We start from the raw sequence: 21777 nt of genomic DNA on the forward strand, positions 1-21777 counted from the left end.
GCCCCCCCCCAGCCGCGCCTTCGATGCGCTGGCGGTGACCGGAGCATTCGCCGCAGGGCTTTTCGCGCTGACCATGATCCTGTGCGTCGCGACCTCGGGACGTCAGGCCGGGACGTCAGCGGATGCCGCCGGACAGGACGCCATCCGCGTGCCGCTGCGCGATCCGCTGGTGCTGGGCATGGGCCTTCTGGCGCTCGTCACCGGCTTCGCGATGCCGACGTTCGGGCGGATGATCCTGTTCATCGGCACATACGTGGTCGAGCGGCCCGATCTGGTCGCCACGCTGCTGCTGGCGATGACCTGCGGGCAGTTTGCCGGGGTGCTGTTCTGGACCGCCCTGACGGCGCGGATGGATCAGGCGCGGGTTCTGGCCATGGGCCACGGCGTCAGCGCGGTGGGCTTCGTGCTGTTCGCCCTGTGCCTGGATCGTCCCGATGCCCTGCTGGCCTGTGTGGCGGTGATCGGCTTCGGCCTCGCCTCGGTGTTCATGCTGCCCTGGGGGCTGCTGGCCAACGCGGTGGACTTCGTGGCGCTGCGCCATGGGCGGCGACTGGAGACGGGGCTGTTCGCCTTCTACCTCGTCGCGGTGAAGGCCAGCGGCGCGGCGGCGACGGCGTTGATCGGGTGGTCGCTGGGTTGGTTGGGCTACGTGCCCGGAGAGCACCAAGGCACTTCGGTCGAAACCGGCATGCTGGCGCTGGGACTGGGCCTGCCGCTGGTGGGAGCCTTGTCCGCCGTCGTCCTGCTACGCCGCTTCGACATCGGCCACGCGCGGCACGCCCGGGTACGCGCCGCGCTGGATCGGAAAGTTCAATCGGGCGCCGAGCCGGTTTCCGGGTTGAACTTCGGGTTGGCGAAGTCGATCGGCGAAAGTTCGACCTTGGCCGGAGGCGCGGCGCTCTCGGCCCAGGCGCGGCAGAGCATGTCGCGCAGCATCGTCGCCCCCGCAGCCGTGCGTTCATAGACCATCTCGCGCACGCGCTGGTCGGTGAAGTCGGCGAACTGAGCGCGCTTTTCCAGCGCGAAGACCTCGCCCACCTTGTCGCCCGAGTGGTCGAGATAGGCCAGCACCGCGTCGAACATGTCGCCCGAGGTCCGGCCGGGCTTGCCGATACGCGGGGCGATGTCGGCCACCGTCAGCTTCATGCCATCGACGAACTGGCTCTCGAAGCGGCCGTGGACGGTGCGGTCAGTCGTGTAGCCATGCGGATTCGGCCCACGCCAGCCGTCGCTGCTGACCGAATCGTGCATCGGGTTGGCGCCGTCGCCGATGTAATGGCCGAGGCGGATGACGTCGAAAGCGCAGTTCTGCTCGGCCACGGACGCGTCCTTGCCTTCCGCGTTCGCCGCGCGGATGCGGCGCATGCACGCAACGATGCGGTCGTAAGCCTCGATCGCGGCATAAGGCAGCGTGCCGGTCCAGCGCACATTGGTGCGCGCGGCGGTCGCCGGATCGCTGTCCTTGATCTTCTCGTACTGCTTGTAGAGTGCGATCACGAACTCGTAGCGCGAGCGGGGGATGGGCTTGAGGAACGTGAACTGTTCGCGGAACCAGCCGTGGTTGGGGTCTTCCTCGATCTTGGAGAAGTTCTCGGAGTTGCCCCGCCAGCTGTCGGGGAGCAGCGAGGAGGCACCGATATAGTCCTCGTACTTGCGCAGGAACACCGGGCCGTCCTCGGGGATGGCCTCGATCGCGGCGCGGTCGATGACGGTGTGGGCAGTGCCGCCCCAGGCCAGCGCGGCAGTGGGACTGAGGCCGAGTGCGGCGATGGTGGCGAGGAGGATGTTACGCATGGGGAACGGCTCCGATCAGGGATCCAGCGGATCGCGCGGGTCCACGCGCGCAGAAAGGGCGGATGGGCGAAATTCCAGCTCGGTCAGTGAGACGCGCGCACCGATGGTGCCGGGCTGGTAGCCCAGTTCGCGGTTGTTGCGCGCCGCAAATTCGGGGTTCTCGATCATCGCGCTCTGGTCCGGGTTGCAGACGATCAGCGTGTCCTTGTCCAGCGGGGCGCCCATGGCCATCAGCAGGCGCGAGGCATTGCGCAAGTTGGTGGTGGTGTGGCGCGCATGCGGTTCGATGACGATGGCCTCGGCGGGGACGCCGTAGCGCTCGATCAGGGCGCGGCGCATTTCCTCGGCTTCGGCGAAGGCAGTGGCGCGCGGGTGGGCATGGCCTCCGGTGAGGATCAGGAACGGCGCGTCGCCTGCCGCGAAGCGCTGCGCGGCAAGGCGCACATGGTATTTGCCGTAAGGGCTGAGCGGCATGCCATCGACTTCCGGCCCGACGCCGGTGACGATCAGTGCGCTGTAGCGGTAGCGCTTCCAGTCGAGGCCCTTTGCGCGCCTGAAGGCCGGGGCGTTGAGGCCGCCGGTAAGCGGCTCGTAACTGATGGCATCGCGGCGGTCGGCGGCGTCGAGCAGCGCCAGCGCATAGTCCAGGCTGGGATCGAGCGCCTGCAGCGAATTCGCCCGCACCGTCTGCGACAGCCATGTGGCCGCCTGCAGACGCGAGCGGGCCTCCTGCGGGTCGACCATGCCGGCACCGTCGATGCCGGGATAGGACGGAACCTGACCCAGACCATACGTGCGCACGATCGTGTTGATGCCCGCGATCTCGCGCCCGGCCTGCGCGGCGGGGCCGTCGTCCGCGGCCTTCCCCGAGGCAGCAGCGGCGAGGACTTGCGCCTCTCCGTCAGTCCAGACCATCGCCTGCGCCACGCAGCCGAGGTCGGTGCCGCAGGCCGCCCGCCGGTCGAACCGGGCGCGCAGCATCGCGGCGACTTCTGGGCGAGCCTGCAGCGCATTGAGCGCCGCAGGATCGCGGCCCAGCGCGTCGAACAACGGGAACAACCGCTGCGACAGGCTCTCCGTCACCGTGTCCCTGACGGCCTGCGCATGGGCGCAGACCGTCGTGAGCGAGAGTGCCGCAGCAACGGCAACCGCTGCCATGCGCGCCGGACCTTTCCGCATTACCCCGCCCTTACCAGGACTTGCCGATGACGAGGCGGAAGTTGCGGCCGAAGATCGGACGCCCGTAGATCGCCTCGGCGCTGCCCTGTCCGGCCAGCGAGTCGGTGCGGGTGTTGCCTTCGGTCAGGCCGTGGGCGTTGAACAGGTTGTCGCCGACGACCTGCAGCTGCCACGTGCCGTGCTTCACCGTCACGCCCGCGCCCACGGTGCCGTAGGCGGGCAGCGCGGTGTTGTTGTAGAGGTCGACGAAGCGCTTGCCCATGTAGGTGTAGCGGCCATAGATCGACACGTCGGTGTCGCCCGTGGTGAAGTCGAAGCTCGGACGGATGTTGCCGTAGACCTTCGGCTGGCGGACGATCTGGTTGCCCTCGGCCTGCTCCGGGTCGGCGCCGGTGCTGCTCTGGAAGTTCTTGTACTTCGGATCGCTGACGGTCAGCGCACCATTGAGGGTGAACCACGGGGTCACGCTCCAGGCGCCGTCGAACTCGACGCCCTTGACCTGCGCTTCGCCGATGAAGGGCACGTTCACGTCGTTGCGGCCCGTGGTCGGATCGTAGGCCAGGAACGAGGCGTTGAGCGGGTCGAAGTTGGTGTAGAAGCCGGTGACGTAAAGGTACGAGCGGCCCATCGACAGCTTGAGGCCCGCCTCGAACTGGTCGGCGACGGTGGTGATGATCGTCGGGTTGATGCTCATCACGGTCTGGACGTTGGGCGGCGTCTCGAGGTGCGAGGCGCGGCCGTAGACGCCGATGTGGCTGGAGAAGTCGTAGTTCGCGCCGATCGTCCAGTTGGTGACGTTGGGCTTGAGCTTCTGGTTCAGGATCACGCCGGTGAAGGCGCGGGTGCTGTCGTCGGCCAGCGTGGTCGTGTCGCCAAGGTTAGCGGCTTCGGTCAGCGCGGCCCAGCCCTTGTAGTTGTAGCGTTCGTGGCGAATGCCGCCGTCGATGCGCAGTCCGGGCACGATTTCCCAGGTGTCGTTGGCGTAGAGCGCGAACATCTTCGCGTCGCTGTCGCCCTGGTTGAGCGTGGCGGCGTAGTTCAGCACGCCGTTGTCGGTGACGCGGCCCAGTTCGGTGCCCGCCGCATTGTAGGCGACGAGGTCGAGCGTGCGCGGCTTGCCCGAAACCTCGATCAGGTAGTTCTGGTAGAGCGTGCGGCTGTCCTCTCCGTAGAGGCTGCCGTAGACGCCCAGCTTGATGTCGTGGGTGCCGATGCCGGTGTCGAACTTGCGTGCGACCGAGAGGTTGGCCTGACCCGAATAGAACTTCGAGTGGATGTCGCGGTACTGGCCCTGCATGACGAGGCCGGAAGCGGCATAGGGATCATAGACGGTGTTGGTCCCCGCCAGCGTGTAGCCGAAGTGGTCGACCGCGCCGAACGCCGTGGTGGCGCGGGCGAGGTAGCCTGCCGCGAAGGCGTTGCCGTCGGCTGGGTTGGTGGTCGAGTAGAACGCGGTGAAGTCCAGCTTGCCCTGCGTGTAGCCCGCTGCTGCCGTCACCAGCCACCCGTCGAAGTCGCCTTCATAGTGCGCGCCGAAGTTCACCATCTGCATGTGGCGACCGTCCGAAAGATCGGAATTGCGGCTCTGCACCACGCCGTTGCCGTCGCGGTACTCGAGGTTGACGTTGCGGAAGGCGGGCGAGTTCATCGTGCCGTCGAAGTAGTCGATGTACTGGTTGAGCGACGCGCCGGTCAGCGGATTGTTGGTCGGGATCGGCAGATAGAACGTGTTGTGATCGTTGACGTAGTTGAAGTTCAGCTTGATGAACCCGTTGTCGGTCACATGCTTGAGGTTGGCGCGGATCTGGCCGCCCTTGTCGTTGGGGAAGCCGTTGTCGCGGTAGCCGTCGTGGTAGCGCATGAAGCCGCCGACAGCGTAGTAGGTGTCCTTGGCCAGCTTGCCCGCCTGATAGGCGTCGAGGCGGTAGAGGCCTGTATCGCCCAGCGTGACCTGCGCCTTGCCGCGCGCGTCCTCGCCGCCGGTCACGGTGATCGCATTGATGATCGCGCCCGAGTAGCTGGCGTAGACCGGGGCCGGACCGCCGCGCACGACTTCGACGTGGTCGGTCATCAGGTCCTGCTTGAGGATGGCGTCGCCGCGGAAAAACACGCCGTCGTTCTCATGGAACAGCGGCAGGCCGTCCTGCTGGAAGCTCACGAAGCCGCCATCGTTGGGCAGGCCGCGGATGCGGTAGATGTTCTGCACTTCGCCGCCGGTGATCTCGGTCTGGAAGCCGGGAAGCTGGCCGATCAGGTCCGCGAAGTTGACCGGGGCGATCTTCTCGAAGTCTTCCTGCGAGATCGTGTTGACCGCGTAGGACACGTCGAAGCGGCGCTCGGCGCGGGTCGAGCCGGTGACGATGATGTCGTCGCCGGTCGATTCGTTCGAAGCGGTGGGCGCGGCAGCGGGCGCCTCGTCGGCGTAGGCGGGCGTGAAGGCGGTGGCGAGCGCGGCAAACGCCGCGCCGGTGGCGAGAACGGACTTGAGCATGACGGCCCCTCATGAATCTGGGTCGCCGGGGAGGCGGCGACGGGGGCGCTCTGGACGTAGTGTGTGACGTTTTTAATTATTGTTGTGAAAATAAATAAAACGACCTAGCGCGCCCGGGACAACGAGGATCCCCATGGCTACTCCCGCATTCGATATCGACCAGCGGCGCATCATTCATGAACTGCGCAAGGCGGGCGCGCTGTCGCGCTCGGCGCTGGCGGAGCGGCTGGAGATCAGCCACACCGCCCTCACCCGCATCTCCCGCGAACTGCTGACGCTCGGCCTCATCGAGGAAGTGACCGAAGGCGGCGCGCAAGGGCGCGGACGCCCTGCGATCCCGCTGCGGCTGGCGTCGAAGGGCGGCTATGCGGTGGGCGCCACGGCGCACAAGGGCCTGCTCGACATCGCCATCGTCGATTTCGCGGGCCAGACCATCGCCACCCACCGCGAAGACAGCGCGCCGATCGACCCCCGCCAGTTCGCGCAGCGCGTCCGCCGCGTGACGCACGACCTTGTCGACCGACATGGACTGCTCGGCCAGCGCATGCTCGGCATCGGCGTGGCGGTGCCCGGCCCGGCGCTCTCGCTGGAAGGCGAGCGGTGGAGCGTGGTCGAGGACATGCCCGGCTGGCGCGGCACGCCCTTGCGCGAGATCCTGAGCGCCGAACTGGGCTGGCCGCTGTGGCTGGAGAACGACGCCAACGTCGCCGCCATCGCCGAGTTCTACATGGGCGGCCTGCTGCGCGAATTCTCGACCGTGGTGGTGCTGCTGCTCGGCTACGGGATCGGCGCCGGGGTCATCGTCGACGGCCGGCTGGTACGCGGCCAGTTCGGCGTGGCCGGGGAAGTCGGCTGCCTGTTCCCCGGCGACCGTCCGCGGCCGAGCCCGCTCGACCTGCTCTCCACCTTGCGCGCCAGCGGCTGCGACCTGACCTCGGTGAGCGAGATCGACCTTGCCTCCGAAGCCCAGCGCCCCGCGATAGAACAATGGATGGACCGCGCCGCGCGGCAGTTGGAGGTCGTCGCCGACACCGCCTTCGCCTGGCTCGATCCCGGCGCCATCGTGCTGGCGGGTGCGGTGCCCGGCGACGTGCTGGAGGGTCTCGCCTCGCGCCTGCGCGCGGCCTCGCTGGTGACGACGGTGGACGGGCGCGGCCCGCCGGTGCGCGTGTCCGGGCTGCGCGGGTCTCCGGTTACGCTGGGCGCGGCGCTGCTGCCGATCCACGCGATCTCCGCGCAGAACTGAGCGCAAGCCGGAACGACGGACCCTCTCGTCATCGGCGCTCACTCCCGCTAGAGGAGACCGCCGAGCGAGGGGAGCACCACGAAGCATGAACGTCTACCGCCAGAACGCCCGCGTCCTGACCGCGAGCCTCGTGGGCACCGCCGTCGAGTTCTACGACTTCTACATCTATGCGACCGCCGCCGCGCTCGTCTTCGGGCCGCTGTTCTTCCCGGCCGAGTCCGCGACCGTCCAGCACCTTGCCGCTTATGCCAGCTTCGCCATCGCCTTCATCGCGCGGCCGGTGGGAGCGACGCTGTTCGGGCACTTTGGCGACCGCGTGGGGCGCAAGTCCACGCTCGTCGCCTCGCTGCTGCTGATGGGCGGGGCGACGGTACTGATCGGCGTGCTGCCGACGTATGAGAGCGCGGGCTGGATCGCCCCTGCCCTGCTGTGCCTGATGCGCTTCTGCCAAGGCCTGGGCCTTGGCGGCGAGTGGGGCGGCGCGGCGCTGCTGGCGGTCGAGAGCGCACCCAAGGGCTACGAGGCGCGCTTCGGCATGTTCCCGCAGCTGGGCGCACCGGTTGGGTTCTTCGCGGCCAACGGGCTGTTCCTCGTGATCAGTTCGGTGCTGAGCGATGCGGAGTTCGCCGCCTGGGGCTGGCGCATCCCCTTTCTGCTGAGCGCGGTACTCGTCGGCCTCGGCCTGTGGATCCGCTTCCGCCTTTCCGAAAGCCCGGTCTTCGCGAAGGAAGACGACCACCACCGCGCCATCCCCGTGGTCGAGCTGTTCCGCACCCACATGCGCGAGACGGTGGCGGGCACTTTCGCGGTGATCGCCTGCTTCGCGCTCTACTATCTCGCGACCACCTTCGCGCTGGGTTACGGCACCGCGACGCTGGGCTTCGGCCGTCAGCAGTTCCTCGGCGTGCAGTTGTTCGCGATCCTGTTCATGGCGGTGGGCATCGTCGTTGCGGGCTATGCGGCCGACAGGCGCTCCTCGCGTTCGGTGCTGATGTTCGGGTGCTTCTGCGCGGTGCTGCTGGGCACGGTGATGGGCCTGATGTTCTCGACCGGATCGCTGTTCGTGATCGGCGTGTTCCTGTGCGTCGCGCTGTTCACCATGGGCCTCGTCTATGGCCCGATCGCAGAGCTGCTGCCCCGATTGTTCAAGGCGCGGGTACGCTACACCGGCGCCTCGATCGCGTTCAATGTGGGCGGCATCGTCGGCGGCGGCTTCGCGCCCGCCGTGGCGCAGGGGCTGGCCGACAGCGGCGGCGTGCTGTTCGTGGGCCTCTACATTTCCGGCGCGGCGCTCCTCAGCCTGTTCGGGCTGATGGCGGTGCGGGCCGAGCGGGTTTGAGCGAAGGCAGGAAAACCCACCCCCGGCCCCTCCCGCAAGCGGGAGAGGAGAAAGTGTAGTTCAGCCCTCCCGCTCATCCTGAGCTTGTCGAAGGAGGGAGGGCTGGGAGGCTCGGCCCGAAGGGCCTAGCCGGACGGGGTGGGCCTCAGAGCCGTGCCAGCATCTGCAACGATGCGCTGAAGTAATCGCTGTCCAGCGCCACCGGCGGAGTCGATCCGATCAGCCGCGCCGCGATTGCCGCGCCGCCGCTGGAGAGCGCATAGTTCGCCTCCTCGCCGGTCACCACGTCGACCCACGCCGGGATCGAGCGGTGCTGCGCGATCCGCGAGCGCCACCAGTCGGCCACCGGCTGCACCAGAGTGGAACGCCCCCCGACCGCAGCGTAAAGCGGAATACGGATCGCGTCGTAGCCAAAGCGCGGCGGCTTGCCGACCGCAGGGGCGACGGCATTGTAACCGCTCACCGCCACCCAGTCGCTCGGCAGGGAATGCATGCCGAAGTGCGCCAGCGTGGTGATCGCCTCGCAGTTGCGGACCACACCGCCCCATGTCGCAGCGCCGTCCGCCTTGGCGAACTGGTCGAGCGCGGGCCACACGAAGTAGGAGGGGTTGAGCATGACTTGCGCCCCTTCCGCGAACCCGACGACGCCGGGCAGCAGCAATTCGCGCCCGAACCGCGAGATCACGCAGTGCTCGCGGATCGCCTTGCGGACCTCGCGCGCGCGGTCGCTCCACTCGGAGCGCTTCCACCGCTGACCGGCAAGCGCCAGAGCCCAGGCGATGACGAGATCACCATCCGTCGCATTGTTGGGATCGGAGACGGGCACCGCCGCCGTCGGATCGTACTTCCACGAATGGAGCGCCATGTCCTCACGCCCGAGCGTGTCCTGCGTCCACTTGGCGATGCGCTCGAAAGCCTCGCGGTCCCCGGCGCGCAGGGACAGGATCATGCCGTAGCTCTGGCCCTCGGAGTGGCTGATGCGGCCGTTTCCGGTGTCCACCACGCGGCCCTCGGGCGCGACGAAGCGGTCGCGCCACTGGGTCCATAGCGGGTCGTTGACCTGCTGGGCCCGGCCCTGGCTGGGCGCGGTATTGCAGGCGGCAGTGAAGGCCATCAGCGCCCCCAGCGAAAACGTGCGACGATCGACCTTCGGCCGGAAAATGGAGTCAGCGGCCATGACGAAGCTCGAGCGTCTCCCCCTTCCATTCCGCAGTGGTGCGCAGCGCCGGTCCGCTGCCGAGGACGCGGAACCAGCTGTCGTAGGCCCCTTCCAGAACGCCGAGCAGCATGCGTGCCCAGTGGCCCGCACGGTCGGGCGCGATCTCGGTCGGCAGGTCGCGGTGGCGCACGATGATGGCCTCGCGGCCGACCGCCAGTTCGATCTCGCCCCAGTCCAACGCCTGCCAGAACGCGTTGATCCGCGCGCAGAGCACCGATGCGTCGTTCACGCCGTCAAGCGGTTCCAGCGCGGCCATGCGGCGGCCGATGGCGAGGAAGAAGCCGTGCGCCTGTTCCTCGGGGATACCCTCGGACACTTCCGAGGCGGTGGCGATCGCCAGCAGCGCGAGGCCGCCGACGGCATTGTCCGAAGGCCCGCTGCGGGGCTGGGGAAAGGCCTGCATCTTCATTTACCAGTGCTCCCGAAGCTCTGCCGCACCCCAAGGATGGAGCGGAACTCGTCATAACTGCCGAACGTGTTGTACCCCAGTTCGCCGCCGATGCGGGTATTGGGCGTGATCTTGTAATAGAGCGACCCTTGCGCCGAAAGCGCGAAGCCGGTCTTGCTCAGGCTGTCGAAGTAGGAACGCACGTCCGAATTCTCGGCCTTGAGCGCGTTGAGTTCGGCCTGCGCGGTATCGTCAGTCGGGTAGATCGCCGTCTGGTCTTCCTTGTAGCTCTGGAAGCCCGGGGTAAACGAGGCGGCCACATCCCAGCGCGCGTCCTGCATGGTGTAGTTCACCGGGAAGCCGACCGAGATGAAGTTCTGCGGGCTGAAGTAGCCGCCGTTGCCGAACGCGAAGTAGTTCTGGCTCTTGTCGTAGGCCTGATAGTTCACGTTGAGGCCCACGGTGACGCGTGAATTGCGGCCCTTGTAGGCTTCCAGATAGCCGCCGACGTTGGCCTCGATACCATCGTTGTTCGCCACGTTCTCGCCGCGCAGGCGGTAGTAGCGTGCCTCGGCATAGACGCCCGAGCCGTTTTCGTCGTAGCTCAGACCGAGGCCGCCCGCCGTGCGCATCACCTGCCCCCAGCGCTCACCGGTGACGGGGTCGCGAGTGCCCGCGTAGGAGACGATGGAATCGGTGACCGGCTTCTGCTCGACGAAGGCGGTGGCGCGCACGTTCGGGCCCAGCTTGGGGGTGACGGCGGCGCGGCCTGCGAACTTGGTCTTGCCCATGCCGATGGGGGTAGTGCCGCCCTCGATCTGGACCCAGTCGTTCTCGTAGCCCGCCGACAGCGCGACGCCCGAACCGTTCTGGGTATCCGCGTTGACCAGCGCGGACGGCTGCGCCGCAACGATGCCCTGCGCCTCCGGCGTGGCGTTGCGGCCGAAACGCGCAAGGCCCGAACCGGTCGGGCGGCCCGCGTCGATCACCACGGCCTCGGCCTTGGCGAAGACGCGGCCACCGGCGGCGCCGGTCGAGAACTTGGCCGAGCCCTTGATTTCGTCGAGCTTGGACAGGCCGGTCTCGCCCGAGCGGCCGCGATAGCCGGTCTGGACGTCGACGCGCGGGCCGGTGTCCTGCGCCAGTTGATCGATCTGCGACTGGATTTGCGTCATCACCGGATCGCCGGCGTAGGCAACCGGGACTTGCGGGCCATCATAGCCCGGCGCGCTGGCCGGGGCGGCCCATGCCGCTGCCGGAGCGGTGCTGCCGCTGGGCGAGGCGTAGCGATCCGGGGCGGAGTAGTTTGCCTGCGGCGCCGCGTAGGCCTGCGGCGCTTGTGCTCCGGCGAACCCGCCGAAGCCGCTCTGGCCCGTTCCAAGCCCGACCGGCGCGGCGCCGAAAGCGCTTGCCTGCTGGGGAGCCGCGTAGCCGAACCCGCTCTGCGGGGCCTGCTGCGGATAAGCGGCCGGAAGGCGCGTGCCACTGCCGAGCGCGAACGGGTTCACCTGCTGCGGTGCGGCCTGCATCTGGTTCCGGAACGGGTTCGCGCCGCCTGCGGTGCTCATGCCCGCGAAGGGGTTGCCGCCCATCGCCACGCCGCCGCTCTGGCGCGCGTAGAGGGCACGGGCGTCCTTGAGCAGCGCCACCGCCGCACGGTCGTTGCCGCGTGCGCGCTCGACGTTGGCGAGGCCCATGCGGACCTGATAGTCCTGCCCGTAGAGCCGCAGCACCTGCTTCTGGGCCTGTTCCGACAAGTCGCGGTCACCCGCACCCTGTGCGGTGTCGGCAAGGCCGAGCAGCGCGTCCTTGTCGTTGGGCTTGCGCGCCAGCACCAGCTGGTAGGTCTGCGCCGCCTTCGCAGGCATCCCGCCGGTCTGGTAGAGTCGGGCAAGGCCGGACATAATCTCGGTATTGTCCGGCGCGGCGGCATAGGCCTGCTGGAGAATGTCGAAGCTCTCGGCATAGCGACCGCCCATGCGGGCCTCGTCAGCCTGCCCGACCATCATGCCCGCACTGATGCGGGCGTACGCTTTCTGCCCCTCGGCGCTGGAGCCGGCCAGCTGCGAGGCGCGCTGGAGCGCCTGCTGGGCAAGGTCGCTGCGGCCGGTGCGGGTGAGGACGCCGATCAGGCCCTCGTAATCGGCGATGTTGTCGATGCGGCCGGTCGCGGCGTTGGCGGCGACTTCGGCCGCGCCTTGCGTATCGCCGAGGTCGAACAGCGCGTTGGCGACGGCGGCCTGCTTGCCCGCCGGGATCGAGGCCATCGCGCCGAGCTGGCGCAGCCCGCCCACCGCCTGCGCGCCCTGCCCGCTGGCCGCCATGGCCTTGGCACGGGCGATGGCGGCGTCGGTCTTCACGCTGAGCGCAAGATTGCGCATCGGCGCGGTGCGCTGCGTTTCGGGGATCATGGTGATGAGACGGTCGGCCTCGCTCGCCCGGCCGAGGTCGTTGTTGAGCAGCGCGGCGGCATAGAGCGAGTCGGCATTGCCGCTGGTCGCCAGCGAGCGGATCAGCGATTCCGCTTCGGGGACGCGGCCGCGCTCGATCTGGAACTGGGCGAATTCGTAGCGAATCCACGGATCGCTGGGGTCGATGACGAGGCCCTGCTGGAACTCGCGCACGGCGCCGAAGTCGTCACCGCGCTCGGCGGCGGCGAGCGCCCGGCCACGCGCGGCGCGCAGTTGCAGGCGCTTGTCGTCGGCAGCGGTGCCGCCCTGCGCGGCCTGACGGTAGAGGTCGGCGGCGTCGGCATAGCGGCCCTGCCGCTCGTAGATGTCGGCCAGCAGTTCGAGCGCCGGGCCGGGCTCCTTGTAGCCCGAGCGCGCCAGCTGTTCGGCGCGGCTCTGCGCTTCGGCGAGGCGGTTCTGGGCAATCAGGCCCTTGGTTTCGTCCACCCCGGCGAAGAAGCGCGCAGCGGACAGGCCCTCGGCCCACTGGCTCGCCTTGCCATTCGCCGAAGCCTGTTCGAGCAGGCTGGCCGCTTCGGCGAACTGCCCCTCGCGCAGCCGCACGAGGCCGAGACCGCCGAGCGCATCGGGATCGCGGCGGTTGACGCTAAGCGCCCGCTGGAACTGCGAGGCGGCCGAGCCGAGGTTGCCGTCGTTGAGCGCATCGAAGCCCGAGACACGGGCACGCCCCGCGCGGTCGGCGGCCGAGACGGGAGCGGGCGTCGGGGGCGGCGCAGGCGTCGGCTTGGGCGCAGCGGCGCGCGCAGGAGCCGGGGCTGCCTTGGGCGCGGGTGCAGGCTTCGCTGCTGCAGGCTTGGCCACCGGCTTCGGCGCGGGCTTGGGGGCGGCCGGCTTGGGCGCCTGTGCCGGAGCCTTGAGCGCCGGGTTGTTCGGATCGAGCGCGCGGGCGCGCTTCAGCGCCTGCTGGGCGAGATCCTCACGCCCCTTCGAGCGCCAGTACTGGGCCTGCTTCACCAGCGCCTCGACGCCCGCGCTCTGCGCCTCGGCCACCGCGGGCAGCGCCCCAAGAGTCAAAGGCGCGGTCGAGAGCAGCAGGGCGACACCGAACTTGGAGGTACGCGAAATCGTCATGCGTGATCGTCCTGGCGCGCGAGGCGCTTCTGGGCCTGTCGGCGGAAGAAGATGTAGGCAGGTCCGGCAAGGGCCAGCGCCAGCAGCAGCGTGAACACACCCAGCATCATCGGGCGCTGGCTGACATAGTAGGCAAGCTTCATCCAAATCGGCAGCGAGCCGACCCAGTAGCGGTTCGAGAGCGCAAAGCTGGTCATGCCGTCGCCCCGCGTGACGGCAAGGTCGCCCTGGATCGCAGCGTTGATCTTCACGTCGGCCATGCCGTCCACCAGCGCGGGCAGCGCGGCGCCATCGTCCGACAACAGCGCGACGACCGTGCGGTCCGAGGCATAGGGCGACTGGAAGCTGACGATGCCGGAGAACCCTTGCGCGTTGTAGACCACCGGGGCGGCGGCCATCGGGTCGTTCTCCTGCGAACCGCCGAACAGCGCCGTCACGTACTGCAACGGGGAGCGTTCGGACACGCGCAGGCGGCCGTTCTCATAGCGCACCGGTGCGTCGGCGAACATGTCCGCCTCGGCCAGAGCGGTGCCGCCGATGACCAGCACGTCCTGGCTGGCGAGTGCATCACCGTCGATCGAGGAGGTCACCGTCACCGCCGTCACCGGAACGCCGGTCGAGTCGCCGAAGCGGCCCATCAGCGTCAGGAACGCCTGCACCGAGGCCATCGACGGGTTCGGCGCGACGACCACGGTGGTCTGCGCCAGGTCGGGGCTGGCGGTGAAGGGGAAGCCGGCACCCGCGAACGTCGCGAGGTCGGGCATCATGATCGCGTGATAGGCGCTGGTGAGGTCGATGGTGCTCTTCGGGTCGACCGAGACGCGCACGTTGTCCGGCAGGGTGCCGGTGCACTTCTTCTTGTCGGCGATGAGCAGGTTGTAGTCGTAAGTCAGCTCGTTCTGGCCGAACAGGTTGTAGCGCGGCAGCGTGACGGTGGCGTTGGAATCCGCGCTCTTGGCGCCGGCCGGGCCGAACAGCTGGCTCCACCAGGCGGCGCCGAGCGGCAGCGTCTTGAGGTACTGGCCGTTGATAGAGACGTCGAGGCGCGAGGCACGCTTGTCCAGCCACTGCGCAACCGGATAGCGGTAGCCGAGGTTCAGCTTGCCGCCTTCGCGCGGCCAGAAGAACAGGTCGGGCGCGACGCGGAAGCGGGTGGTCAGCGGGCCGGGCGGGATGCCCATGCCCTGCAGCGCGTAAGGCTCCATGATCGAGCCGAGCTCGACCGGCTTGTCGGTGGTCAGCCAGCGCACCGCGCCGTAGCGCGGCCATGCCGGGATGCGCACGCCGTCGAAGCTCATGCGCTGGCCGCCGAACACGCCGCGACCGAGCGCGACGGCAGCGGCGGCGAGGCGCAGGTCCTCGTCGTTGCGGCCCATGATGACCAGCAGCGTGCCGTTGGGATCGTTGGGATTGCGTAACGCGGCGGCGACGGGGCCACCGGCGGGCGCGATGTCGAGGCCGGGGATGCCCTGCGTGCCCTTCAGGAACACGATGGCGTTGCCGCGCGGGATCGAGCCGACGACCGGCTGGAAGCTGAAGCCGCGATAGCTGGCCAGCGAGCCGAGCCAGCTGGCGGTCGCGGCAGCGGCCTGCAGTTCACCGGCGCGCGGCTGCGTGGCGAAGACGAAGGGCATGCGCAGCGGCACGTTCTGGCCCTTGTCGAAGAACGGCAGCGGCAGGCGCGACAGGTCCGGGCCGAAGGTCAGCGGCTGGTAGCTGAAATCGAACCACGAACGGGTGTTCGAGATGTTCGCCCACAGCGAGGAATGGAACGGGTCCTCGCAGTCGCGCGCATAGTGGCCGATCAGGCGCAGGTTGAGCTGGTTGTCACCCGGCAGCAGCAGCGCAGGATTTACCGGGACCTCCAGCACCTGCCCGGCGGCATTGGCGCGGGTCAGCGGCACCGTCTGCGCGACTTCGCCGTTGACGATGACCACCAGCTGGCTGAGGTCGTCGAGCATCGAGGGCGACCAGGCCATCTGCAGGCGCAGCACGGCGCCGGTGGCGATGCGGTCCTGGCGCATGCCGAAGGGGATGCCCATTTCGCCCTGCGTTCCGCGCAGGCGGATCGGCTGGGAGACGCGCAGGTCCTTGAGGGTCAGGCGCTCGCTCATACCGCTGGTGTTGGCAACGCCCGGATTGGCGGCGGAAGCTGCGGTTTCGGGCGCCTTGGCGGTCGGCTGGGCGTGGACTTCGGAAGTGCCGAACAGCAGCCCAGCAGCCCCCAGGGCGACGGCACCGGCCAGCATCGCCGCCTTGGCGAGCGGCAGGCCGCCCTTGCCCTTAGCGCTCTTGGGGTCGTTCTTCTCGGCTTCCTTCGCCGCCTTGGCCATCGCCGCGCGCTTGGCGGCGTTGGCGGCCTTCATCTGGCGGCGTTCGGCGAAATTCAGACGCAGCATGCGCTTCAACGTGACCATATCCACCCTGAGAATGTCGCCGAACGAACGGGCCGTGCCGACCATGGCCGGCGGTCCCCACGGCTGCCACGCATCCGCGCGGCCCATGACGGCGCGCACCAGATGGCGGCCGGCGAGAATGTCGAGCTTTTCGAAGCGCACGTAGGAATTGCGCTGGTTCGTCCGCATCGTCGTGACCGGGATCGATAGCACCTCGTCACCCATGGCCATGGTGATGTGGCTGACGGTGCGATCCTTGGTCGGCAGTTCTTCCGGCAGGCACAGCGCCGCGCCGCCCATCGAGATGTCGATGGTTTCGGCCGGGACGGTATGGCCCGAGGCGAGGTAGGCGGTGACCGGCAACTGCACCGGGATGCGGATGTCCACGCGCTCCTGCCGGGTCTCACGCGCCACCGAGACGGCAGCGAGCAGGATCGCGAGAGAGAACAGCGCCCAGGCCACGTTCAGCACCAGCGTATCGGTCTGGATGTTGAACATGTACGGGAAGAACGCCCATTTCACGACCGCCATGGTGATCCCCAGGATCACGAAGCCGATGCAGATGAGGTGCGGCTTGACGATCGCCCAGTCGAAGTACGTCTGGTCGAGCAGCGAGCCCTTGTCGGTCACGTTGAACTTGCCCTTGTGCGGCTGGAACCAGGTCATGACCGTGGGCTTGACGAGGTGGAAGGCCAGGATCGTCTCGTAGACTTCGCCCCAGTACGGACGGCGCCAGCCGCCCTGCGTCTTTTCGTTGGCGACCGACGAGCAGAACAGGTGCGGCAGCGCATAGGCGAAGATCAGCCCGGCGGACGCCTGGATGATGTTCTGGCCGAAGATCAGGTAGGCGAGCGGGCTGGTCAGGAACACGATGCGCGGCACCGGATACTGGAAGTGCATCATCGCGTTGAGGTAGCAGAGGCGCTGCTGCCAGGTGAGGCCGCGGCCGAGCAGCGGATTGTCGATGCGCAGGATCTGCGTCATGCCGCGCGCCCAGCGAATGCGCTGGCCGACGTGAAGGACGAGGCGCTCGGTGGCGAGACCGGCCGAGAGACGCGCCGAGATATAGGCGGTGTTCCACCCGGTGCGCTGCAACTTCAATGCGGTGTGCGCATCCTCGGTCACGGTCTCGCCCGCGAAGCCGTTGGTCTCCATCAGCGCCTCGCGGCGGATGATCGCGCACGAACCGCAGAAGAAGGTGGCATTCCACAGGTCGTTGCCGCCCTGCACCGGGCCGTAGAACAGATCGCCCTCGCCCGGCATGTCGCCCATCGTCTGCGCCAGGTTGCGCTGCACGGGATCGGGCGAATACATGTGGTGAGGGGTCTGGATCAGCGCCAGGCGCGGGTCCTGCTGGAACCAGCCCACGGTCAGCTGCAGGAAGGCGCGGGTCGGCACGTGGTCGCAGTCGAAGATCGCGATCAGTTCGCCGTCGGTCTTCTTCATCGCCGCGTTCAGGTTGCCCGCCTTGGCGTGCAGGTTGTTGTCGCGGGTGATGTAGCCGCAGCCCGCTTCCTTGGCGAAAGCGCGGAAATCCGGGCGCTTGCCGTCGTCGAGGATGAAGACGCGGTAGCGGTCGACCGGATAGTCGAGGTCCATCGCCGCGAAGACCGTGTTGCGCACGATCTCGAGGCTCTCGTTGTAGGTCGGGATGTAGATGTCGACGGTCGGCCAGGTGTCCGGCTCACCCTCGGGCTCGATCACCGGGCGGTCGAGCGGCCAGGTGGTCTGCAGGAAGCCCAGCAGCAGGATGACCCAGGCATAGAGTTCGGCGAGGTAGAGCACGCCGCCGAACAGGAATTCGAGCGGGGTGTTGAACGCGATCGTCTGCGTCGTGCGCCAGAACAGGTAGCGGGTCGAGACCAGCACCGCGAGGATGCCGAGCGCGACCGCGCCCATGCGGCCCTTGATCCGGCGCATCACCAGCGCGCCCGCCATCGTGACACCGGCGCAGACCCACTGCGCAGTGCCGTCCAGCGGCACGCCGATAACGACTGCGGCGATCCCGATGATCACGGCGACGGAGGCATAGCGGGCGAGCCGGTTGTCCAGCACGCGGGCGGCCAGTTTCTCGATCATGCGGCGCGGCTCGGAGATGACGAGGAATGGGACGAAGCGGCGGGATTGGAACCCCGCGCCACCCACGGGCGGCCGGGCGTCTCAAGCGCCGGAACCAGCGCGGCGCCGATCATCTTCACGTCGGCGAGTGCCGCGCTGGAGGGCGCATACTTGCCGAGCGGCTGAAGCATCGCGATCGCCTCGGGCACCGATTCGTCGAGGCGCACGCGGCCGAGCAGGCGCGCGCCCACCAGTTCGCGGATGAACGCCGAGGAGTGGCGCGAAAGGCGGCGCGTCTCGTCCAGAGCGTTGATCACGAAGCTGGTCGAAGCGATGTTCTCGGGGCTCGCCTCGTCCAGCACCTGCGGCATCAGCGCGAGGGTATCGGGCGCGGCGTTGATCACGCAGACGTTGGCGCTGGCGTGCGGCACGACGCGGCGCGCGAAAGCGAACTCGCTGGCGGGCACGTCGATGACCATCACCTTGTCCTGCCCGGTTTCGAGGAAGCCGAGGTCGCGCAGGGCGGGGACAAAGTCGTTGTCCTCGGGCGCGGTGGTCAGGCTGCGCAGGTCGATACCTGCGGCGAGCACGGCATCCTCTGCCGGCGCGAACAGCGAGGGCAACGACATCGCGGGTTGGAGGCCGAAGTGCAGCGGCATGGTGTCACGCTGGGTGGTCGTCAGCACGGTGACGTCGGCGCCCGCCTCGGACAGCGCCATCGCGATATGCGCGGCGATGAAGGTGGTTCCGGCACCGCCCTTGAGGCCGTGGGTTACGATGACGGGCATCAGATCTTCCCCTGCGAGCCGAGATCGGACAAGTGGCGGAGCATGGCGCGTACGTCCTGCTGCTGCGCACCCCCGCGCCGATCGGCGGGGATGCTCGCGGCGGGGCCGTTGCCATAGCGGCTGAACAGGGAGCTCAGGCTCTCGCCGGAATAAGTCTCGACCACTTCGGCGGGAGCGGGTTCGGGCTTTGCCGCCACCGTCGCCTCGGACTGATCGATCGCCTGCAGGCGCGGATCGCGCAGCAGTGCTTCGAGGATCGGCCACAGTTCCAGTTCGCTGAAACGATCTTCGAATTCCTTGTAGGCGAAGTCGTTCTTGCCAAGCCGGTCGAGCAGATTTCTGGCATCGATGCGCATAAGAACCCCTGTATGAACACGTAAATTCTGCACAAAGAATGGTTAAGAAACCGTATGTCGCAGCTAACGGATCATCGATTCCCCCTCCGGTAAGGAGGGGAAAGGTGCCATTCCGGCAACAGTGTTGCGCAAAACAGGCAAAACAGGGGCTCAGTCGTGCAATCCTTTGCAAATTAACCATGTCTTATAGCCGCTGAATTTCCCGCGCCAACACATGATTCGGGGAAAGTACGCATTGCTCTGAAGGGCACAGCCGCAAGGATTCCAGGACTATAGCAATAGCCTCATGGCCGGGCCGCTGCTCCGGTTAACTATCGTGGAAGGATCACGCGACAATGCCGGAGCCAAGTCTCCCGACCGATGCCCCGGCACCCGCGATCATGGGCGTTGATGCCATGCCCATTCCCGAATCGCTCGACGGTGACCGCCGCCACGCGCCCGCGAGCAGGTTGAAATGCTCGCCCGTTTCCGCCGCGACCTTGCCAGCCACACCATCGTCCTCAAGGACCTGACCCCGCTCGGCGCGCGAATCGAGAGTGTCGGGCCGCTGGAAATAGACGAGGTAATCGCCCTCACCCTGCCCGAATGCCGGCCGATGATCGCCTTCGTCGCCTGGACGAACGGCAATGGCGCCGGGCTGGAATTCGTTCACCCACTGCCGGACGACCTTTTCGCCGAACTGGTCTCGCAATACGGTCTCACCAGCGAAGATCCGGCGCGGGCCTGATCAGCTTACGGCCGGTTCCAGCAGCCGCAACGTCCCGGCGTCGGCGTCGATCTCGGCCATGCCGCCTTCGGGCACGCTGATCTGGCCGCCGACGTGACCGATCATCAGCCCCTGGAACGCGGGCACGCCGAGCGACGCGAATCGCTGGTCGAGCACCTCATAGACGGTGAAGTTGGAGAACCCGCCGTCAGGGTTCTCGCAATGGGTGCATTGTCCGAAGACCACGCCCGCCAGCCGCTCCAGCAGCCCGGCCAGCGCGAGTTGGGTGAGCATCCGGTCGATGCGATATTCTGCCTCGTTGGTCTCTTCCAGAAACAGGATCGCGCCGTCGAAGTCGGGCAGGTAGGGCGTCCCCACCAGAGCGCTGAGTACCGCGAGATTGCCGCCGATCAGCCTCCCCCGCGCCTTGCCGCCCCGGAAGGTCCTCACTGCCGGTCCCCGTCCGCCGAGGTTCGGCCCGGCGTAGCTCGGCACCGCATAAGTCGGCATCGCCCCCTCGAAAGCCAGTTGGCGGAACGACTCCCATGATGCGGGCGACCACGAAGTTGCGGCGGTGGGGCCATGGATCGAGACCACCCCGGCCCGCGCCAGAGCGAGGCACAGCGCGGTATTGTCGCTGAAACCGGTGAACAGCTTGGGGCTCTTGCGGATCGCCGCGAAGTCCAGCAGCGGCAGCAGCCGCGCCGAGCCCCAACCGCCGCGCACCGCCATGATCGCGCGCACGCCCTCGTCCGCGAACATCGCACTGAGATCGCCCGCGCGCGCCGCGTCGGAGCCCGCCAGATAGCCCTCGCGCGCGGTCAGGTGCGGGGCGAAGCGCGGCTCCAGCCCCATGGCCCGGACAGTCGCGCCGATCTCGTCGAGGCCGAAGCGGTCGGCCACGAACCCTGCCGGAGCGACCAGCCCGAGCACGTCGCCGTTGCGCAGACGCGGCGGGCGCACCATATCACGGGCCGGCGGCATCGGCGCCGGTCGCGCCAAAGCGCCCAGAGCAGGCAGTGCGCACAGCCCGGCGCTTGCCGCAACCAACGCGCTGCGCCGCGAAAACGTCTGACCGGTCATCATCCGGACAGCCTAGCCCCTGTACTGTTCCATGCAACGACTGTTCCATGCAACGGGCCTCACACATATCCGTTCTCGACGCGCGCCCCGCGTCATGCCTAAGATGAGCCAATGACTGAAAAAGAAGACAAAGACCTCACCGAACGCCGTTTCTACAAGGCCGAGCAGGAAGCCGGTTTCGCCGAGCAGCAGGCCGACACCATCCAGACCGGCCACCCCGCATATCAGTTGGCCTTCCGCGACACCGACTTCCTTTTGCGCGACGAACTGCGCCCGGTGCGCTTCCAGCTCGAACTGCTCAAGCCCGAGATGCTGCTTGAGGAAGCCAACATCGGTTCGACGCTGGTGATGTACGGCTCCGCCCGCATCCCCTCGCCCGACAAGGCCGATGCGGTGCGCACCGCTGCCGTCACCGACGAGCAGAAGAAAGTCGCCGACCGCCTTGCCGACAAGGCCAAGTATTACGAGGAAGCCCGCAAGCTCGCCCGCCTCGCCAGCCAGTGCGCCATCGTCGAGAAGGGCATGCGCCAGTTCGTGGTCTGCTCGGGCGGCGGTCCGTCGATCATGGAAGCGGCCAACCGCGGCGCCGCGGAAGTCGGCGCGGAATCGCTGGGCCTCAACATCGTCCTGCCGCACGAGCAGGCGCCCAACCGCTACGTGACGCCGCGCCTCTCGTTCCAGTTCCACTACTTCGCGCTGCGCAAGATGCACTTCCTACTGCGCGCCCGCGCGGTGGCGGTGTTCCCCGGCGGTTTCGGCACCTTCGACGAATTCTTCGAACTGCTGACGCTGATCCAGACCGGCAAGATGAAGCCGATCCCGATCCTGCTCTACGGCCGCGAGTTCTGGGAACGGGTCGTCAACTTCGAGGCGTTGGCCGAGGAGGGCGTCATCAACGCCAAGGATCTCTCGCTGTTCCGCTGGTGCGAGACCGCCGAGGAAGGCTGGGGTCACGTCCAGCAGTTCTACGATCTCGACTGCGGATAATGGTCGTTCGAAAAATCCGAACACAATAAGCGAACTTATCCGAGTGCCTTGAAGGGACGATTCGGTGCATCTGCGTGTTCACACCGAGCCCCGCAGGACACCCGCCATGAGCCAGATCATCGAACCCCTGAACGACCGTGCCCGCGCTTTCGCGGACTATGCCCAGCCCGTGATCGTGGCGCTCAGCACCGCCGGTCTTACCGGC

Annotated in this window: 14 protein-coding genes and 1 pseudogene; 5 read left to right on the plus strand and 10 right to left on the minus strand. The window is 67.8% G+C overall.

Annotated features, from left to right (window positions below):
- Nucleotides 1-73 precede the first annotated feature (73 nt).
- Nucleotides 74-706, plus strand: a pseudogene (locus LH128_RS32330) (MFS transporter); the annotation flags it as partial.
- Between the two features lie 104 nt (nucleotides 707-810).
- Here LH128_RS32330 and LH128_RS35050 read toward each other — a convergent pair.
- Genes LH128_RS35050 through LH128_RS18425 form a run of 3 tightly spaced genes read right to left on the minus strand, consistent with a single transcriptional unit; the run spans nucleotide 811 to nucleotide 5464 of the window.
- Nucleotides 811-1794 carry a nuclease gene (locus tag LH128_RS35050; protein ID WP_008831184.1) on the minus strand — a complete coding sequence of 328 codons (984 nt, stop codon included), beginning with the start codon at nucleotides 1792-1794 and terminating at the stop codon, nucleotides 811-813.
- A gap of 15 nt (nucleotides 1795-1809) precedes the next feature.
- Nucleotides 1810-2973 carry a YdcF family protein gene (locus LH128_RS18420; RefSeq protein WP_036525753.1) on the minus strand — a complete coding sequence of 388 codons (1164 nt, stop codon included), beginning with the start codon at nucleotides 2971-2973 and terminating at the stop codon, nucleotides 1810-1812.
- A gap of 10 nt (nucleotides 2974-2983) precedes the next feature.
- Nucleotides 2984-5464 (minus strand): TonB-dependent receptor, encoded by a 2481-nt coding sequence (locus tag LH128_RS18425; RefSeq protein WP_008831186.1) that lies wholly within the window; start codon nucleotides 5462-5464, stop codon nucleotides 2984-2986.
- A gap of 133 nt (nucleotides 5465-5597) precedes the next feature.
- Here LH128_RS18425 and LH128_RS18430 point away from each other — a divergent pair, with 133 nt between their 5' ends.
- A complete protein-coding gene (locus LH128_RS18430) occupies nucleotides 5598-6710 on the plus strand; it encodes an ROK family transcriptional regulator (RefSeq protein ID WP_008831187.1) in 1113 nt (370 codons plus the stop codon).
- 85 nt (nucleotides 6711-6795) lie between these two features.
- Nucleotides 6796-8049 carry an MFS transporter gene (locus LH128_RS18435; RefSeq protein ID WP_008831188.1) on the plus strand — a complete coding sequence of 418 codons (1254 nt, stop codon included), beginning with the start codon at nucleotides 6796-6798 and terminating at the stop codon, nucleotides 8047-8049.
- A 145-nt stretch (nucleotides 8050-8194) separates the two neighbouring features.
- On the opposite strand, the gene LH128_RS18440 is transcribed toward LH128_RS18435, so the two are convergent.
- The 6 genes from LH128_RS18440 to LH128_RS18465 are packed head-to-tail and all read right to left on the minus strand — an operon-like array spanning nucleotide 8195 to nucleotide 18796.
- Nucleotides 8195-9226 carry a glycosyl hydrolase family 8 gene (locus LH128_RS18440; protein ID WP_008831189.1) on the minus strand — a complete coding sequence of 344 codons (1032 nt, stop codon included), beginning with the start codon at nucleotides 9224-9226 and terminating at the stop codon, nucleotides 8195-8197.
- On the minus strand, nucleotides 9216-9677 hold the full coding sequence (bcsD, locus tag LH128_RS18445; RefSeq protein ID WP_008831190.1) for a cellulose biosynthesis protein BcsD: 462 nt from the start codon (nucleotides 9675-9677) through the stop codon (nucleotides 9216-9218). The genes LH128_RS18440 and bcsD overlap by 11 nt, the downstream gene beginning before the upstream one ends.
- Entirely contained in the window at nucleotides 9674-13198 is a 3525-nt protein-coding gene (locus tag LH128_RS18450; RefSeq protein ID WP_008831191.1) for a cellulose biosynthesis protein BcsC, read from the minus strand. Before LH128_RS18450 ends, bcsD begins: the two co-directional genes overlap by 4 nt.
- Nucleotides 13195-17673 (minus strand): UDP-forming cellulose synthase catalytic subunit, encoded by a 4479-nt coding sequence (gene bcsA / locus LH128_RS18455; protein ID WP_008831192.1) that lies wholly within the window; start codon nucleotides 17671-17673, stop codon nucleotides 13195-13197. The genes LH128_RS18450 and bcsA overlap by 4 nt, the downstream gene beginning before the upstream one ends.
- Nucleotides 17670-18440 carry a cellulose synthase operon protein YhjQ/BcsQ gene (locus LH128_RS18460; protein ID WP_008831193.1) on the minus strand — a complete coding sequence of 257 codons (771 nt, stop codon included), beginning with the start codon at nucleotides 18438-18440 and terminating at the stop codon, nucleotides 17670-17672. The genes bcsA and LH128_RS18460 overlap by 4 nt, the downstream gene beginning before the upstream one ends.
- Complete coding sequence (locus tag LH128_RS18465; protein ID WP_008831194.1) at nucleotides 18440-18796, minus strand: hypothetical protein; 357 nt, start codon at nucleotides 18794-18796, stop codon at nucleotides 18440-18442. The genes LH128_RS18460 and LH128_RS18465 overlap by 1 nt, the downstream gene beginning before the upstream one ends.
- A 454-nt stretch (nucleotides 18797-19250) precedes the next feature.
- On the opposite strand from LH128_RS18465, the gene LH128_RS18470 reads away from it, so the two are divergent.
- Nucleotides 19251-19523 carry a hypothetical protein gene (locus tag LH128_RS18470; RefSeq protein ID WP_008831195.1) on the plus strand — a complete coding sequence of 91 codons (273 nt, stop codon included), beginning with the start codon at nucleotides 19251-19253 and terminating at the stop codon, nucleotides 19521-19523.
- Here LH128_RS18470 and LH128_RS18475 read toward each other — a convergent pair whose 3' ends face one another.
- On the minus strand, nucleotides 19524-20588 hold the full coding sequence (locus tag LH128_RS18475; RefSeq protein WP_008831196.1) for a S66 peptidase family protein: 1065 nt from the start codon (nucleotides 20586-20588) through the stop codon (nucleotides 19524-19526).
- 108 nt (nucleotides 20589-20696) lie between these two features.
- On the opposite strand from LH128_RS18475, the gene LH128_RS18480 reads away from it, so the two are divergent.
- The gene (locus LH128_RS18480) at nucleotides 20697-21572 is read left to right on the plus strand and encodes an LOG family protein (protein WP_008831197.1); all 876 of its coding nucleotides are present in this window, start codon (nucleotides 20697-20699) and stop codon (nucleotides 21570-21572) included.
- Nucleotides 21573-21777 lie beyond the last annotated feature (205 nt).

Origin of the sequence: Sphingomonas sp. LH128 (assembly GCF_000293195.2) — a bacterium.
Classification (GTDB): domain Bacteria; phylum Pseudomonadota; class Alphaproteobacteria; order Sphingomonadales; family Sphingomonadaceae; genus Novosphingobium; species Novosphingobium resinovorum_A.

Excerpts from the sequence above, each read along its gene's own strand:
- LH128_RS35050 (WP_008831184.1), bottom strand. The coding sequence starts at position 1,794 with ATGCGTAACATCCTCCTCGCCACCATCGCCGCACTCGGCCTCAGTCCC.
- LH128_RS18420 (WP_036525753.1), bottom strand. The coding sequence starts at position 2,973 with ATGCGGAAAGGTCCGGCGCGCATGGCAGCGGTTGCCGTTGCTGCGGCA.
- LH128_RS18425 (WP_008831186.1), bottom strand. The coding sequence starts at position 5,464 with ATGCTCAAGTCCGTTCTCGCCACCGGCGCGGCGTTTGCCGCGCTCGCC.
- LH128_RS18430 (WP_008831187.1), top strand. The coding sequence starts at position 5,598 with ATGGCTACTCCCGCATTCGATATCGACCAGCGGCGCATCATTCATGAA.
- LH128_RS18435 (WP_008831188.1), top strand. The coding sequence starts at position 6,796 with ATGAACGTCTACCGCCAGAACGCCCGCGTCCTGACCGCGAGCCTCGTG.
- LH128_RS18440 (WP_008831189.1), bottom strand. The coding sequence starts at position 9,226 with ATGGCCGCTGACTCCATTTTCCGGCCGAAGGTCGATCGTCGCACGTTT.
- bcsD (WP_008831190.1), bottom strand. The coding sequence starts at position 9,677 with ATGAAGATGCAGGCCTTTCCCCAGCCCCGCAGCGGGCCTTCGGACAAT.
- LH128_RS18450 (WP_008831191.1), bottom strand. The coding sequence starts at position 13,198 with ATGACGATTTCGCGTACCTCCAAGTTCGGTGTCGCCCTGCTGCTCTCG.
- bcsA (WP_008831192.1), bottom strand. The coding sequence starts at position 17,673 with ATGATCGAGAAACTGGCCGCCCGCGTGCTGGACAACCGGCTCGCCCGC.
- LH128_RS18460 (WP_008831193.1), bottom strand. The coding sequence starts at position 18,440 with ATGCCCGTCATCGTAACCCACGGCCTCAAGGGCGGTGCCGGAACCACC.
- LH128_RS18465 (WP_008831194.1), bottom strand. The coding sequence starts at position 18,796 with ATGCGCATCGATGCCAGAAATCTGCTCGACCGGCTTGGCAAGAACGAC.
- LH128_RS18470 (WP_008831195.1), top strand. The coding sequence starts at position 19,251 with ATGCTCGCCCGTTTCCGCCGCGACCTTGCCAGCCACACCATCGTCCTC.
- LH128_RS18475 (WP_008831196.1), bottom strand. The coding sequence starts at position 20,588 with ATGATGACCGGTCAGACGTTTTCGCGGCGCAGCGCGTTGGTTGCGGCA.
- LH128_RS18480 (WP_008831197.1), top strand. The coding sequence starts at position 20,697 with ATGACTGAAAAAGAAGACAAAGACCTCACCGAACGCCGTTTCTACAAG.